Source organism: Geobacter sp. (assembly GCF_027327745.1).
Taxonomy (GTDB): domain Bacteria; phylum Desulfobacterota; class Desulfuromonadia; order Geobacterales; family Geobacteraceae; genus Geobacter.
Genome location: NZ_DAHVYG010000001.1, coordinates 1 through 13,903, shown reverse-complemented (window position 1 = coordinate 13,903; position 13,903 = coordinate 1). Strand labels below are relative to the sequence as shown.

Annotated in this window: 17 protein-coding genes; 12 read left to right on the top strand and 5 right to left on the bottom strand. The window is 66.5% G+C overall.

Going from position 1 to position 13,903, the window contains the following annotated elements; genetic code table 11:
- The 10 genes from M6689_RS00085 to M6689_RS00040 all read left to right on the top strand — a co-directional run.
- Window positions 1-1,004 (top strand): proton-conducting transporter membrane subunit (locus M6689_RS00085; RefSeq protein ID WP_298266428.1); only part of this gene is annotated, 1,004 nt, incomplete at its 5' end.
- Window positions 1,005-1,098: 94 nt separating this feature from the next.
- Window positions 1,099-1,221 carry a hypothetical protein gene (locus tag M6689_RS00080; protein ID WP_298266426.1) on the top strand — a complete coding sequence of 41 codons (123 nt, stop codon included), beginning with the start codon at window positions 1,099-1,101 and terminating at the stop codon, window positions 1,219-1,221.
- 177 nt (window positions 1,222-1,398) lie between these two features.
- Window positions 1,399-1,887 carry a nucleotidyl transferase AbiEii/AbiGii toxin family protein gene (locus tag M6689_RS00075; RefSeq protein ID WP_298266424.1) on the top strand — a complete coding sequence of 163 codons (489 nt, stop codon included), beginning with the start codon at window positions 1,399-1,401 and terminating at the stop codon, window positions 1,885-1,887.
- Window positions 1,880-2,104, top strand: a complete 225-nt coding sequence (locus M6689_RS00070) for a hypothetical protein (protein WP_298266422.1) — start codon at window positions 1,880-1,882, stop codon at window positions 2,102-2,104. The genes M6689_RS00075 and M6689_RS00070 overlap by 8 nt, the downstream gene beginning before the upstream one ends.
- Window positions 2,105-2,322: 218 nt before the next feature.
- Entirely contained in the window at window positions 2,323-2,844 is a 522-nt protein-coding gene (locus tag M6689_RS00065) for a hypothetical protein (RefSeq protein ID WP_298266420.1), read from the top strand.
- Between the two features lie 96 nt (window positions 2,845-2,940).
- Window positions 2,941-3,372 carry a nucleotidyltransferase substrate binding protein gene (locus M6689_RS00060; protein ID WP_298266418.1) on the top strand — a complete coding sequence of 144 codons (432 nt, stop codon included), beginning with the start codon at window positions 2,941-2,943 and terminating at the stop codon, window positions 3,370-3,372.
- Complete coding sequence (locus tag M6689_RS00055; protein ID WP_298266416.1) at window positions 3,365-3,718, top strand: nucleotidyltransferase domain-containing protein; 354 nt, start codon at window positions 3,365-3,367, stop codon at window positions 3,716-3,718. Before M6689_RS00060 ends, M6689_RS00055 begins: the two co-directional genes overlap by 8 nt.
- Before the next feature lie 22 nt (window positions 3,719-3,740).
- Complete coding sequence (locus tag M6689_RS00050; protein WP_298266414.1) at window positions 3,741-3,911, top strand: hypothetical protein; 171 nt, start codon at window positions 3,741-3,743, stop codon at window positions 3,909-3,911.
- A 64-nt stretch (window positions 3,912-3,975) separates the two neighbouring features.
- Window positions 3,976-5,466 carry a NuoM family protein gene (locus M6689_RS00045; RefSeq protein ID WP_298266411.1) on the top strand — a complete coding sequence of 497 codons (1,491 nt, stop codon included), beginning with the start codon at window positions 3,976-3,978 and terminating at the stop codon, window positions 5,464-5,466.
- A complete protein-coding gene (locus M6689_RS00040; protein WP_298266408.1) occupies window positions 5,463-6,854 on the top strand; it encodes an NADH-quinone oxidoreductase subunit N in 1,392 nt (463 codons plus the stop codon). The genes M6689_RS00045 and M6689_RS00040 overlap by 4 nt, the downstream gene beginning before the upstream one ends.
- A 24-nt stretch (window positions 6,855-6,878) precedes the next feature.
- On the opposite strand, the gene M6689_RS00035 is transcribed toward M6689_RS00040, so the two are convergent.
- Together M6689_RS00035 and merA are read right to left on the bottom strand one after the other, a co-directional pair.
- Entirely contained in the window at window positions 6,879-7,679 is an 801-nt protein-coding gene (locus M6689_RS00035) for a hypothetical protein (RefSeq protein ID WP_298266405.1), read from the bottom strand.
- A 134-nt stretch (window positions 7,680-7,813) separates the two neighbouring features.
- Window positions 7,814-9,220, bottom strand: coding sequence for a mercury(II) reductase (gene merA / locus M6689_RS00030; protein WP_298266403.1), 1,407 nt, complete (start codon window positions 9,218-9,220; stop codon window positions 7,814-7,816).
- 86 nt (window positions 9,221-9,306) lie between these two features.
- Between merA and M6689_RS00025 the strand changes: the two genes are divergently transcribed.
- On the top strand, window positions 9,307-10,020 hold the full coding sequence (locus tag M6689_RS00025) for a cytochrome c biogenesis protein ResB (protein ID WP_298266401.1): 714 nt from the start codon (window positions 9,307-9,309) through the stop codon (window positions 10,018-10,020).
- A 106-nt stretch (window positions 10,021-10,126) separates the two neighbouring features.
- Window positions 10,127-11,245: a hypothetical protein gene (locus M6689_RS00020; protein ID WP_298266399.1), complete on the top strand. Its 1,119-nt coding sequence runs from the start codon at window positions 10,127-10,129 to the stop codon at window positions 11,243-11,245.
- Window positions 11,246-11,323: 78 nt separating this feature from the next.
- Here M6689_RS00020 and M6689_RS00015 read toward each other — a convergent pair whose 3' ends face one another.
- The 3 genes from M6689_RS00015 to M6689_RS00005 all read right to left on the bottom strand — a co-directional run.
- Window positions 11,324-12,742 (bottom strand): DUF4139 domain-containing protein, encoded by a 1,419-nt coding sequence (locus M6689_RS00015; RefSeq protein WP_298266397.1) that lies wholly within the window; start codon window positions 12,740-12,742, stop codon window positions 11,324-11,326.
- Between the two features lie 103 nt (window positions 12,743-12,845).
- Window positions 12,846-13,436, bottom strand: coding sequence for a peptidylprolyl isomerase (locus M6689_RS00010; RefSeq protein ID WP_298266395.1), 591 nt, complete (start codon window positions 13,434-13,436; stop codon window positions 12,846-12,848).
- Between the two features lie 62 nt (window positions 13,437-13,498).
- Window positions 13,499-13,903, bottom strand: a 405-nt coding sequence (locus M6689_RS00005; RefSeq protein WP_298266393.1) for a 50S ribosomal protein L11 methyltransferase, incomplete at its 5' end; no start/stop codon positions are given.

Here is a 13,903-nt window from a genome sequence, read left to right as displayed (position 1 = left end):
CCGCCGCCACCTTCCACCTCCTGGTCCACGCCTTCTTCAAGGCGCTCCTCTTCCTCGGCGCCGGCTGCGTCATCGCGGCCATGCACCACGAGCACGACATCTTCCGGATGGGTGGGCTGCGCAAGGGGCTGCCGGTCACCTTCTGGGCCTTCCTCGCCGGGGCCGCTTGCCTTGCCGGGGTCCCCTTCACCGGCGGCTTCTTCAGCAAGGACGCCATCCTGGCCGCGGTCTGGGCCAAGGGGGGGCTCCTCTACGGCGGACTCTTCGGCCTGGGGCTTGCGGCGGCGCTCCTCACCTCCTTCTACACCTTCCGGATGGTCTACCTCGTCTTCGGCGGCGATGCTGCCGCTTCTTCTCCCCCCTTTGGCAAAGGGGGGCAGGGGGGGATTTCTGATTCCGGCGACCACCAAATCCCCCTTAATCCCCCTTTGCCAAAGGGGGAAGAAACTGCTCGCGTCCCCCGGATCATGGACACGATGCTCCTCCCCCTGGCGATCCTGGGGCTTCTCGGCGGCGTCATCCATCTCCCCGAGTTCCTGGCCCATGGCTGGCTCGGCCGCTTCCTGGCCACGGCCCTCACCGAAGAGGCCGCCCACCTTTCGTACGGGGAGGAGATGGCCGTGGAGGCAATCGCCGCCCTTGTGGCCCTCACCGGACTTGTCATCGCCCACCTCCGCTACGGCGGCCTCCGGCGCGCGGCCCGGATCGAGGCGGCCGCCACCGAACCGCGGGGGATCACCGCTTTCCTCCTGAACGGCTGGTACGTGGACAATCTCTACCGACTCCTCATCATCCGCCCCTACGAGGCCCTGGCCGGCTTTCTCTGGCGCCGGGTGGACGAAGGGGTCATCGACGACTCCCTCGACCGTCTGGCCGACGGCCTTGGCACGGCTGGCCAGGGGCTCGGCCGGTGGAGCTGCGGGCGGGTGTCGGTCTACATCCTGAGCTTTGCCGCCGGGCTGGTGCTGATCCTGGTGTGGCTGGCGTGGGGGGTGCTATCCTGACAGGGGAAACATTGTGGATGACAACGCTTGAATCTGCCACTCCCTGGCCGACGAGGCCACGAAAAAGCGCGAACTCGCCGGCGCCCTAGAGGCGATGGGCGAATTCGGGCTCGAAAGAGGGGTGATTCTCACCCGCGAGGAGTTCGACACGGTGAAGGCAAACGGCCGAACTGTCGAGGTGATGCCGATCTGGTGGTGGCTTCTTTTGGCTCCATGAGGCTGTCATGCTTGCCAGTCAGGGAGCAGCCCGGGCATTAGGGATAAGTATTCCATTTGGGTAGATCACCGGTTCACGCGCGTGCGCGCGTGAACCGGTCAATAACTCGTTGTCCTCAACGGATTCACAACCGGGAACCAGTTCGCTTCTCAATTGCAAACAACACCAGGGAGAACCATGCTATTCCTCGACATTTTTCGACGGTTCAACGAGAAAGGGCTCGACTACGTCATCATCGGCGGCGTGGCGCTGCTTATGCACGGCGTGGTCCGGTTGACGGCGGACCTGGACCTGATGGTTGCCCTGGAGCACGACAATCTGCGGAAGCTGATTGACGTCATGGCGGAACTCGGCTACCGGCCCCGGATTCCCGAGCCTGCCGGGGCGCTGCTGGACTCCGCAAAGCGGCAGGGGTGGATCGACCAGAAAAACATGGAGGTCTTCAGCTTCTACGACCCCGGTCAGCCGGTGGCGCTCATCGACATCATGATCCACGAACCGGTCGACTACCGGACCCTCAGGGAGCGGGCGGTCATGATGGACATCAATGAGCTGTCCGTGCCGGTGGCTTCCCGCGAAGACCTCATAGCTATGAAGAGAATCTCCGGCCGTCCGCAGGACATCGAAGACGTCAAGGCATTGGAAAGGCTCGCAGACCATGACTGAGCAGGGAAATCACATAGTCCAGCTTTTTTCCGAAGAGAAGCTGCGGGAGTTCGACGGCATGTCGCTGAGTGCCAGGCTCCGGTGGCTGGAGGAGGCCAACCTCTTCATCAACCGGACCTTGGGCTTCGAGCGGCGGGCGCGGTTCGACGAGCGATTTCGGGATTTTCCGCCGCGGCATGACGCGGAGAAAGACAAAGATCAATTTCCGAGGAGATAGCATGAAGCCAACCCCGAAACGCGCCGGCAGTTCGGGGAGAAGCAGGATTTTCGCCTGAAAGAGACAGAAAGGGTAAAGTCTCAACTCTTGACATTGATGACGGGATTTTAGAAGAAATTTGTCAGAAGATGAGGCTTGGCCGTACGCAGTATGCTCGCGATCCGCACCATCCAATCGAGGGGGGGTGAGGGTTCTATCGCCCAGGGAGGTGGCGAGACATGGACGAGGCGAAGCTCTATTGGACGATCATTGTCGCGGTGGTGAGCGCCGGATGGGTGGTGACGGCGTTTGTGCGCGACCGCATCTCGCAGTCGGTGGAGCGGACGAGCGTGATCGTGAATCGCCTCATGGATGGCGACAAGTTGCTCATCGACAACCCGGATGTCCAGAAGTACCTGTCGCAGAATGCCGCGCGGGAAGAGGACTATTTCCGCCGGCAGGCGGTGCTGGAGGACGAGCTTTTCTACAAGGCGAAGGCGTACGTTTACCGGCAGCTGAACATGTTCGACGAAATCCTCTCCATATCGGCGCGCACGGGCAGTGGATGGTCTTTTCTGAAACCGCCGGCCCTGACGGAGCTGTCGGACTGGGAGACCTACATCAAGGTGAAATTGGGACATCCGCTCTGCCGTTCGATACTGAACAACGAGCAGCATATCTTTGGCGAGTCGTTGCGCAACTTCTGGGACGCCAACCGGGACGAGATTCAATCGATTCCCGCTGACCCGTTCATCTGGTGATGGAAACGGCCGGCCGCAATGGCTGAAAATCCGCCTGGAAGGTGATCCGCGCCGAACCGTGATGTGATACACAACCCTTGACCATAGGACCGGAAAATGAACCTGAACACTGACCATTTCGCCCGTTGTATTACCACCCTGGAGTCGTCCCTTGTGCTTCTCAAAGGCGCCGATCCCCAAAGCATCGACTATGAAATCTTTCGCAATGCCGTGGTTAAGGGGTTTGAACTCACCCTGGAGACCGCAGGCAAGCTCCTTCGCAGGGCCATCAAGGCCTATACGGGGAGGCCGCGGGACGTGGACATGCTTACCTTCAAGGACCTGCTGCGTCATGCCGCCAGACATGACCTGCTTGCAACCGATGCCGTCGAGCGCTGGTTCATCTATCGTGACAACCGCAACAGCACGGCCCATGATTATGGCGTTGGTTTTGCCGAGGAGACCCTTACCCTGCTCCCCGGTTTCATAGCCGACGCTCGGGCGCTGGAGGCCGTATTGCGCGAAAGGCTGGGGGCTGCCGATGCTTGATCTGCGTCCGGAGTGGCTTTCACTGGTGCGGCGGATTCTGGCGGAGTACCTTCCCGACGCCGAGGTGCTGGCTTACGGCAGCCGTGTTAACGGGACGTCCCACGACGGAAGCGACCTCGATCTGGTGGTCCGCAATCCGGTGGAACCCGGCCGCTCTTATCCCCGCCTGAATGAGCTGCGCCGGGCCTTTTCCGAGAGCAATCTGCCGATTCTGGTCGATATTCTCGACTGGGCCGCCATCCCTGAAGAGTTCCGTGCGGAAATCTCGGAGAAGATGGAGACGGTGCAGGAGGGAAGAGGGCGCTGCCATGCCGATGGAAGGGATGCGGCCGGCCGCAATGGCTGAAAATCCGATTGGAGGGTGATCCGTGAAGAAACTTCTTTCGTGGGGGGCCGTCGGGCTTCTGACGACCGCCCTGCTCGATCCGCTGGTCTATTCCATGCTCGAAAAGCCGATTCCGTGGCTGCGGGATATCCTCATGGCGGCGGGGGGGGTCGGCTGCTTCTATCTCCTGATCCGCTTCCGCAACGAGCTCTGAAACCGGCGGTGGGGGATTCTGAGACCCCGCGCCGAATCGTGATGCAGAAAACGGGGAGACGATTGTGACCGACTACCCGATCCTGACAATACTCATCCTTCTCCCCCTGGCGGGGTGCCTCTGTCTGGCGCCGGTCTGGAACTGCCGCAAAGCGGTGCGCCCCATCGCCTTGGGGTTTGCCGCGGCGGAGCTGGCGCTCTCGGGGTGGCTCCTCGTCGCCGCGCCGGGGGTGCCGGCGGCGCCCGGCGCGGCGGCGGGGTACTTCCTCTGGGAGGATGCCGCCTGGATCGAGCGCTTCGGGATCCGCTATCTCCTGGGGATGGACGGGATCAGCTGCCTCATGGTGGCGCTCACGGCCTTCGTCACGGTGGTGGCGATGATCGTTTCGTGGCGGGGGGTGGAGGAGCGGACGGGGTTCCACTACTTCCTCATCCTCCTCATGGAGAGCGGGATCGTGGGGGTCTTCCTCTCCCTCGATCTTATCCTCTTCTACCTCTTCTGGGAGCTGATGCTGATTCCGATGTTCTTCCTGATCGGGATCTGGGGGCACGGCCGGCGGGTCTACTCGGCGGTGAAGTTCTTCCTCTACACGCTGTTCGGGTCGCTCCTGATGCTTCTCGCCATCGTGGGGGTCTATCTCATCCACGGCGCCGAGAGCGGGGTCTACACCTTCGCCCTCCCGGCGCTCGCCAGGGCCCCCATTGCCCATGCCGCGGCCCCCTGGCTCTTTGGGGCATTTCTCCTGGCCTTCGCCATCAAGTTCCCGCTCTTTCCCCTCCACACCTGGCTCCCGGATGCCCACACCGACGCCCCCACGGCGGGGAGCGTGATCCTGGCGGCGCTGCTCCTGAAGACCGGGGCCTACGGCCTGGTCCGCTTCGGCTATCCCCTCTTCCCCCAAGCGGCCAAGGGGTTCGCCCCGCTTCTCTTCGCCCTGGCGGTGATCGGCATCCTCTACGCCTCGTGGGTCGCCTTCGCCCAGGAGGACATGAAGCGAATGGTGGCCTACTCCAGCGTCGGGCACATGGGGTTCGTGGCCCTGGGGATCGCCTCCTGGAGCCCGGTGGCCCTCTCGGGCTCCATCCTCCAGATGGTGAACCACGGCATCACCACCGGCGCCCTCTTCGCCCTGGTGGGGATGCTGGACGAGCGGGCCCACACCCGCGACATCGCCGCCTACGGGGGGCTCTGGGGGAAGGTGCCGGTCTACTCCTTCTTCTTCCTCCTCTTTGCCATGGCATCGGCGGGGCTCCCCGGGCTCAACAACTTCGCCGGCGAGTTCCTGATCCTGGCGGGGGTCTTCCGCACCACGCCGCTGGCGGTGGTGCTCGCCTTCGTCGGGATCATCCCCCCCCTGGTTTACACGGTGCGCCTCGTGCAGGAGGTGCTCTTCCAGACGGAGCGCCGCCCCCTCGTGCTTCCCGACGTGACGCTGCGGGAGGGGACGCTCCTGGCGGTGCTGGCGGCGATCGACGTCTACCTCGGGTTCCACCCGAAGCCGCTGCTGGATATCCTGAAGGTGCCGGTGGCGCTGTTGACGGGGGGGACGCCATGACCGCCGCCGATCTCTGGACCATAATGCCGCTTCTGATCCTCGCCTGCGGGAGCGTCGTCGTCCTCCTCTTCGGCGCCATCGTGCCGGGGCGCTACGGGACAGCCGTGGGGGTGGCGGCCTCCCTCGGCGCGGCCCTTTGGGCGCTGCAGACGCCCCCCGCGGCGGCGACGGCGCTCGGGGTGGCGCTCACCCCCTTTGCCCGGTTCTTCATCGTCCTCTTCGCGCTGACGGCGGCGACGGTCCTCCTCCTCTCCCACGACTACGCCGTCCGGCACCGGCTGGGGGGGGAGGAGTACCCGGCCACGGTCCTCTTCGCCGCCTTCGGAATGGGGACCCTCGCCGCGGCGACGAATCTCCTGATCCTCTTCCTGGGGCTTGAGTCCCTCACCTTCGCCTTCTACATCCTGGTGGCCTACGACCACCGCCGGCCGGCGTCGGGGGAGGCGGGGCTCAAGTACCTCCTCCTCGGTGCCATCTCCGCCGCCTTCATCGCCTTCGGCATCGCCCTCCTCTACGGGGCGTCGGGGACCCTCGACATCGCCCGGGCGGTGAACGGGGCCACCGGCGGGGTGGCCCGGGCGGGGTGGGGGTTCCTCCTGGCGGGGCTCGCCTTCAAGGTGTCGCTGGTCCCGGCCCACCTCTGGACCCCCGACGTCTACCAGGGGGGGCCGACGCCGGTGGTCGCCTTCCTCTCCACCGGCTCCAAGGGGGCCGCCATCGCCTTCTTCCTGCTCCTCCTTCCCCATCTCGCCGATCCCGCTCCGCTGCGGGGGCCGCTCTGGGGGCTTGCCCTCCTCTCCATGGTGGTCGGGAACCTGGCGGCACTGCTGCAGCCGAACCTGAAGCGGATGCTCGCCTACTCCTCCATCGCCCAGATGGGGTACGTGGCCCTGGCGCTCCTGGCGGGAGGGGAGCGGGGGTACGAGGCGGCGGCTTTCTACGCCGTCGCCTATACGGTGATGAACCTGACCGCCTTCGGTGCCGTCGCCTCACTGGAGGGGGAGACGGTGCTGGAGGGGGTGGAGGAGCTTCGGGGGCTAGGCTACAGCCGGCCGTTCCGGGGAGGGGTGCTGGCGCTGGCGATGTTCGCCCTGGCGGGGATTCCCCCCACGGTGGGCTTCGCCGGCAAGTTCGCCATCTTCTTCGCCGCGCTGAAGGGGGGGGAGGTGCCGCTGGCGGTAATCGGTATCCTGACCGCCGCCGTGTCGGTCTATTACTACCTGCGGGTGGTGGTGAATCTCTATCTCCGCCCAGCGGAAGGAGCAGCGGCGGGGGGAGGACCAACCGCGACGGAAGGAGTGGCCCTCTCCCTCGCGGCCCTGGCCGTGGTCGGGATCGGGCTCTTCCCCGGGCCCCTGTTCGACCTGGTGGCGGCAATCCTGCGCTGACCCGTTTCCCGAGTGATGGTACGATTAAAATCCCCGCCGCCGGAGCTCCTCCTCCGCCAGCCGTTTCCGCTCTCCGGTGAGCCGGCCCGACTCCGCCAGGTTTCGCAGTTCGTGGACCGGGGCGGCGGCGAGGAGGGCGCCGAAGAGGGGGAGGGGGGTGTTGGGGTTCTTCAGGATCGCCCCCTTCAGGTTCGGCCGGCTGGCCCAGCGGGGGCTGCGGGCCACTGCCGCGATCGCCTCCCCCGACGCCCGGGGGCTGGCGGCGAGCTGGAAGACCGATGCCTCTTTGAGGCGCGGGTTGGCGAGGCACGGCTCCACCACCCGCACGTCCCCCTCCTTCATCAAGGCGTCCAGCACCGTTGCCGTGGCCCGGCGGGCGAGGGTGATCCGGTTGCCGAGGGGGGTGGTGGGGAGTCGCTGAATGATGGCGCGCTCCGCCGCCAGCCGCTGGTCCGGGGTGGTGCCCGGAAGCTCGGCGAGGGTGGCGAGCTCGAAGAGGTAAAGGTGGGGGAGGAGGGGGAGGGAGACCGCCGCCGGCGTCGCCGGGTTGCGGACGAGGGCGACCTTCAGCTGGTGGCTCTCGGCGACCGCACCGTGCCGGGCGACGGCCTTGAGGAACTCCTCGGTCAGGTCCAGCCGCCCCAGGAGGGCCAGGAGGTGGTTTTCGTCGAGGGCGGGGTTGCGCAGCGCCGCCCCCAGCACCTCCATGGCGGGGTCGAGCATGACCTGGAACAGCTCCTCCTTGCCGCAGGTGAGGGCATGGTGGAGCCTCAGTGACAATTCGCGGTCGAGTGGTGCACTATTTGCGGAACTCCCGACGGCCATGGCCCGATCCCTCTTCTGAACCTGAAACTGGCAGTTGCCGGAAGAGCTGCGAGTAAGCCTTAGAGCAGCGGAAATAGGCCGTCTGAGCGGAGCAGGACTTGGCGGCAACTGTCGAATATCGGCTGGCGTTGCGGCTATTCCGCGCAGCACGAAAGCTTGTTCACGTCGCGGCTGAAACCCTGGGCGCAGAGGCGCAGTCCCTCTCCCATCGAGGGGTAGACATGCAATGCGTTTGCCAGATCCTGCACCGTCGCCTTGAGCCGGATGGCAAGGGCCGCCTCGTTGATCAGCTCCGCCCCCCGGTGGCAGGCGAGGTGGGCGCCGAGGATCCGGCCGGTGGCCCGGTCGGCCACGAGCTTGATGACGCCGGCGGTATGGCCGGTGACGTGGGCCTTGGGAATGGCCGACACCGGCATGACGTTCACCCCCACGTCGTACCCCGCCTCCCGGGCCTCCGCCTCGGAGAGCCCCACCATCCCCACCTCGGGGTCGGTGAAGATCGCCATGGGGGCGGAGAGCCGGTCGATGGTGCAGCCGCAGCCGGGGGTGAGCATGTCGTCCACCGCCACGATCCCCTCCCGGGCACCGACCGTGGCGATCATCATCCCTCCCACGGCGTCTCCCGCGGCCCAGATGCCGGGGGCCGTGGTCCGCATCCGCTCGTCCACGGTGATGAACCCCCGGGGATCGGTGGCGACCCCCGCCGCGTCGAGGCCGATCCCTCCCGTGGCGGGGGCGGTGCCGACGGCGAGGAGGAGCTTCTCGGCGGCAATCGTCTCCCGCTTCCCCTCCCGTTCCGTCTCCACCCGCACCCCCGAGGCGTCTCCCGCCACGGAGCAGACGCCGACGTTCACGACGATCTCCATCCCTTCGTCCCGAAGCGCCTCCTGCACCGCCAGGGCCGGCTCCGCCTCCACCGGCGGCAGGACCCGGGGGCCCCGCTCCAGGACGGTGACCCGGGTGCCGAGGCGCTGGAACATCTGCCCCAGCTCCAGGGCGATGACCCCGCCCCCCACGATGACGAGGGATTTCGGGAACTTCTTGAGGAGGAGCGCCCCCCGGCTCGTGAGGAAGGGGGTTCCGTCCAGCCCGGGGATCCGCGGGATTCGCGGGGTGCCTCCCACGGCGATGAGGAAGCGCTCTCCCCGGATGCTCCGTCCCTCCACCTCCACCCGGTCGGGGGCGACGAAGCGCCCGGTCCCCCGAACGAGCTCCAGCCCCGGCACGCTATGGAGGATCTCCAGGTACTTGCTCCGGCGCAGGAAGCCGACCACCTCGTCCTTGTGGGCCATGAGACGGGGGATGTCGACGGGGCCGCCGCCGGAGCCGACGCCGAGCCTTGCCCCGAGTCTCCCCTCCTGGTAGAATAGCGCCGTGTGGATGAGGGTCTTGCTCGGCACGCACCCCCAGTTGATGCAGGTCCCCCCCAGGACGCTCTTCTCGATCATGAGGGCACGGGCGCCGAGGGTGTGGGCCCGGAGCGCCGCGGCGAAGGCGGTGGAGCCGGAGCCGAGGATGACGATGTCGTGGGTGTCGGGCATGGGGAAACCTCCTCGTACCAACAGTCTACCGTAACCCGCCGGGGTGACAAACCTGCCGGCGCGAGAAAGGATGCCGGAAAGGGTCCATGATCAGAAAAACGTATGCATTCCTCGCCTCCCTCTCCCTCGGCCTCTGGCTCATGGGTGGGGTCATGGCGCTCCTGGCGGCCGGCTCCTTTGTCGGCGGGGAGCAGAGCACCCTGAACGCCATGCCCCTCTTCGCCTGGCTCGGCCAGGCCCCCTTTGCCGCCTCCTGGTGGCTCTGGGGTGCCCTCGTGCTCCTCGGCTTCCTGGTCTTGAACACGGTGCTTTGCAGCGTCGAGACCCTCCGCCAGGGGTGGGGGGAGCGGCGCCTCCTCCAGCTCCTCGCCCCCCAGCTGATGCACCTGGGCTTTCTGCTGATCGTGCTGGCCCATCTCCTGAGCGCCCGGGGAGCGGAGAAGGAGGCGATGGAGGTGGCCGAGGGGAGCGTCCTCGCCTTCCCCGACGGGAGCAGCGTCCGGGTCACGGCCCTCACGGCGACCCCGGGGCCCATGGGAATGCCGGCCGATTTCAGCGCCGGCATCGTGGCGACGGAAGGGGGGCGCCGGACGGCGGCCACCGTCCGCCCCAACCACCCCTTTTTCCACAACGGGATCGGGATCTACCTCAAGCATGTGGAGCCGTTTCCCTTCCCGGTCGGCTACGTCGAGCTCCACCGCGAGCCGGGGGCGGGATGGGCACTGGCGGGGGCGCTCCTCTTTACGGCCGGCAACGTCGCCCTCCTGGCGGTGCGGCGGGGACGCCCCCTGGCGGGGTAAATCCCTGTTGCGTCGGCCGATTCATGTGGTACTATAGCCGTCTGTCGCGGGTGGCGCCGGCTCTTCCGGCGCCCCGGACCGCGGCTGCTTGAAACGGGAGGAGAAGATGGGACGGAAAACCGAAGCGGCATTCATCGCCCTGGTCGCGACTCTGTTCATGGCCGGCGGCGTGGCTTCTGCCAACGGGGGAACGGTCGGCGCCGACCAGCTTGCCGACGGCGCGGTCACCTACCGTGCCATCGCCCCCAACTCGATTGCCAACAGCAAGATCGTCGACGGGGCCGTGAACGACGCCAAGCTCAGCTTCGGCGCCGTCACCTCCCCGAAGATCGCCGACGGCGCCGTGAGCGACGCCAAGATCTCCGGCCCCATCTCCGGCTTCAAGATCGGCCGCCACGGCCATGACGGCGCCGACATCGTCAGCGGGACCATCGACGCGGCCCGGCTCCCGGTGGGTACCGGCCCCGGCACCGTGGCCGCCGGCGACCATACCCACGAAGGACTCCTGAAGAAGCCCGCCGGCCTCATCATCGTCGCCCCGGCGGGGGGGGACTTCACCAGCCCCCTCGACGCCCTGAATGCCATCACCGATGCCTCGGCCGAGAAGCCGTACCTGGTGAAGATCATGCCTGGAAGCTACGATCTGGGGATCGCCACCCTCGTCATGAAGGAGTATGTCGACGTCGAGGGGTCGGGAGAACTGACCACGCGGCTGCGGGGGAGCGCGGCCGACGCCGGGGTGGTGGCCGGTGCCTCCCATGCCGAGCTGCGGAACCTGACGGTGGAGGCGAGCGGCGCCGAGGGGAACATCGTGGGGATCTTCAGCGGGAGCGCCTCGCTCCGCCTCACCCACGTCGCCGTCCACGCCGAGGGAGGAAAGAACGCCTACGGCATCTACAACCTCCTGGCGTCGCCGGTGATCTCGGACGTCACGGTGACGGTGGAGGGAAGCGGCGCCACCTTCGGGATTTTCAACCTGCACTCCTCGCCGGTGGTGCGAAACTCCTCGGTGCTCGCCGGGACCGGCGTCTCCAGCTACTACTCCGGCACCACCACCGTAGAGGGGTCGTCGGTTGCCGGCTCCCTCGCCACCCTCTACACCGGCATCGGTGCTGCCACCTCCGTCGCCAACACCCGCCTCCAGGGAGGGGCCCCGGTGACGAGCGGGATCGTGAAGTGCGTCGGGACCTACGACGGAAACTTCGAGCCGGTGACCTGCCGCTGACGGCCGCCGGCTCCTTCCCTTGCCCATGAGAAAAGGCGGTGTCACCACCGCCTTTTCCCGTTTTCGTGTCCGAAAATCTCAGTACCGCATCCTGACCCGGTAGGTGAGGGTCGCCTCGCCGTCCTTCGGCACCGGGACGTGGAATTCGGCGGTGTGGGCCTCCCCCTTCTCGTGGGGGTGGGACGAGCTGAGCATGGTCCAGTCACCGGGGACCGGTTCTACCACCCGGACGACGATATCTTCCTTCCTGTGGTTGCGAAGCCGCACCTCGAAGGCCGCTTCGTAGGTGTCGGCGGCCACTTTCCTCCACTCGGTCTGCTTCCGCTCCCCCACCACGTCGAAGGCGTCGCCGACCTTCACCCGCACCTTCTCCTTCTCCGGGGTATGGTCGATGGCGTCCTCCCCCACGAACTGGAGGCTTCCCCCCGCATCCCGCTTGTAGACCCGCACCACCCCCTTCGGCAGCGGCATCCCGAGGCGGTTCTCCCGCCGGTTCTCCAGCTCCACGTAGACCCCCACCTTCCGGTTCCCGATGGTATCGCCGGCGGGAGCGGTGTAGTAGAAACTCTCGCCGCGGAAGAGGTACTCCTTTTTCACCGGCACGGCGTCGGCGGTGACGAGGCTGATCTGCTTGGTCTGGTTATCCTTGATGGTGGAGGGACGCTGGAGGGTGTAGAGGTGGTACTCGAAGAACGCCTCCTCCCGGAACTGGGGGGCGGGAGCCGTCATGGCCGCGGCGCGCAGGGTCTTCTCCAGCCGCACCCCCTCCTCCGGGACCCGGTGGATGTCGCCGGCCACCAGCTTGAGGGTGGCGTTGCGGTAGGTGGCGCCGCTGCGGTTGTCGATGGTGACCCAGCCGGCCAGATTCCCCCGCTCGTCCCTCTCGTCGAGGGTGAGGACGTAGTTGGCGCGCCAGGTGATGCCGGCAGTGAGGTAGGTGGCCTCCAGCGGCCGGGGCTTGGCGGCGTCGCTCTCCAGGAGCCAGACCAGGGTCGGTCGGGCGATGAGGTCCTCCGGGACGCCGGGGAAGATGAGCCGTCCCGGGTGGCCGAAGGTGATCTCGTCGCCGATCCGGAAGACCGGCCCGCCGGTGGTGGAGAGGAGGGTGGCGGTGACCGTCTCTTCCCGCTCGGTCCGGGGGTTCTTCTGGTAGAGCTTCACCTCTTTCCCCACGTACTTCTCCATCAGCTTCTGGGGGGAGAGGAGGTCGTACTCGTAGTTCTGTTCCAGCACCCGGAGGCCGCCGTCGGGGGAGGAGATGGCGACGCTCGTCGGGATGACCTGGGCCGCCACGTCCATGAAGCGGAGTTCGCCGCTTCCCGCGGGAAGGCGGATCTCCCGGCGGTCCTTCACCAGGCCGAGGTTCTGGTTGTAGATGGTGAGCTCGATCCCCTTCTGGTCGGCCACGGTGGAGACGACCGGCGCCGTGGCGGCGGAAACGGGGAGGGAGAGGAGGGCGAGAACGAGGGACAAGAGGGGGGGCAGGTGACGTTTCATGGCATACCTCACGGGGTGGTGTCGCAGCACGGCCGCTCCCTTCCCTATACCACAAAAAAGGGGGTCCGTCAGGACCCCCACTGGATCTGCATCAAGTTCCCCGCTACTTCACCACCTTCACCGCGTTGATGACCACCGGCGTTACCGGGATGTCGGCGAAGAGCATGTTGAGGCGCTGGGTGGGGGTGGCGGCGATCCTGTCCACCACCTCCATCCCCTCCACCACCTTGCCGAAGACGGCATAGCCGTAGCCGTCGGGGTTCGGGTGGTTGAGGCCGTCGTTGTTCACGAGGTTGATGAAGAACTGGGCGGTGGCGCTGTTGGGGCTGGCGGTGCGGGCCATGGCGATGGTCCCCCGGTCGTTCTTCAGGCCGTTGTCCGCCTCGTTCCTGATGGGCGCCCGGGTCTCCTTCTGCTTCCGGTCGACGGTGAAGCCTCCTCCCTGGACCATGAAGCCGGGGATCACCCGGTGGAAGATGGTGCCGTTGTAGAAACCCGCCTTCACGTAGTCGAGGAAGTTTTTGACGCTGACCGGCGCCTTCTCCTGATTGAGTTCGATCTTCACTTTCCCGAGGGTCGTTTCCATGACCACCACCGGGTTTTTCGCCTTTTCGGCCGCGTCGGCGTTGCCGGCGATGACGAGGGCGCTGAAGATCCCTCCGAGGATGAGGGCGAGGATGAGTCTCTTGACCATTGACGGGTACCTCCGCGTGTAAGCTAAAGCCAGGTTCTTTATATGAAAAAACGGGAGCCGGGTCAACCCTTCCGCATGACGAACGTCGTGTAATCCTCAAGAATCTGCAGGTCGGCGAGGGTGCAGCCGAGGCGCTCGAAGCGCCGCTGGACGTCGAACTTGTCCTGGAGCGGGATGCCGGAGAGGATGAGGGTACCGCCGGGGCGGACGAGGCGGACCATCTCGTCGGCCAGGGCCAGGTGGATGTCGGCGTAGATGTTGGCGAGGAGGAGGTCGAACTTCACCCTGCCGACGGCGGCCAGCTCGCCGCAGACGGTGTGGATCCTCCCCTCCATCCCGTTCAGCCGGACGTTGGCGGCGCAGGAAAGCGCCGCGGCCGGCTCGATGTCGACCGCCACCACCGAGGCGGCGCCGAGCCGCACCGCCGCCACGGCCAGGATGCCGGTGCCGCTCCCCAGGTCGAGGAC

Coding starts and splice junctions, on each gene's coding strand:
- M6689_RS00080 (WP_298266426.1), top strand. CDS start 1,099: ATGGGCGAATTCGGGCTCGAAAGAGGGGTGATTCTCACCCGCGAGGAG.
- M6689_RS00075 (WP_298266424.1), top strand. CDS start 1,399: ATGCTATTCCTCGACATTTTTCGACGGTTCAACGAGAAAGGGCTCGAC.
- M6689_RS00070 (WP_298266422.1), top strand. CDS start 1,880: ATGACTGAGCAGGGAAATCACATAGTCCAGCTTTTTTCCGAAGAGAAG.
- M6689_RS00065 (WP_298266420.1), top strand. CDS start 2,323: ATGGACGAGGCGAAGCTCTATTGGACGATCATTGTCGCGGTGGTGAGC.
- M6689_RS00060 (WP_298266418.1), top strand. CDS start 2,941: ATGAACCTGAACACTGACCATTTCGCCCGTTGTATTACCACCCTGGAG.
- M6689_RS00055 (WP_298266416.1), top strand. CDS start 3,365: ATGCTTGATCTGCGTCCGGAGTGGCTTTCACTGGTGCGGCGGATTCTG.
- M6689_RS00040 (WP_298266408.1), top strand. CDS start 5,463: ATGACCGCCGCCGATCTCTGGACCATAATGCCGCTTCTGATCCTCGCC.
- M6689_RS00035 (WP_298266405.1), bottom strand. CDS start 7,679: ATGGCCGTCGGGAGTTCCGCAAATAGTGCACCACTCGACCGCGAATTG.
- merA (WP_298266403.1), bottom strand. CDS start 9,220: ATGCCCGACACCCACGACATCGTCATCCTCGGCTCCGGCTCCACCGCC.
- M6689_RS00025 (WP_298266401.1), top strand. CDS start 9,307: ATGATCAGAAAAACGTATGCATTCCTCGCCTCCCTCTCCCTCGGCCTC.
- M6689_RS00020 (WP_298266399.1), top strand. CDS start 10,127: ATGGGACGGAAAACCGAAGCGGCATTCATCGCCCTGGTCGCGACTCTG.
- M6689_RS00015 (WP_298266397.1), bottom strand. CDS start 12,742: ATGAAACGTCACCTGCCCCCCCTCTTGTCCCTCGTTCTCGCCCTCCTC.
- M6689_RS00010 (WP_298266395.1), bottom strand. CDS start 13,436: ATGGTCAAGAGACTCATCCTCGCCCTCATCCTCGGAGGGATCTTCAGC.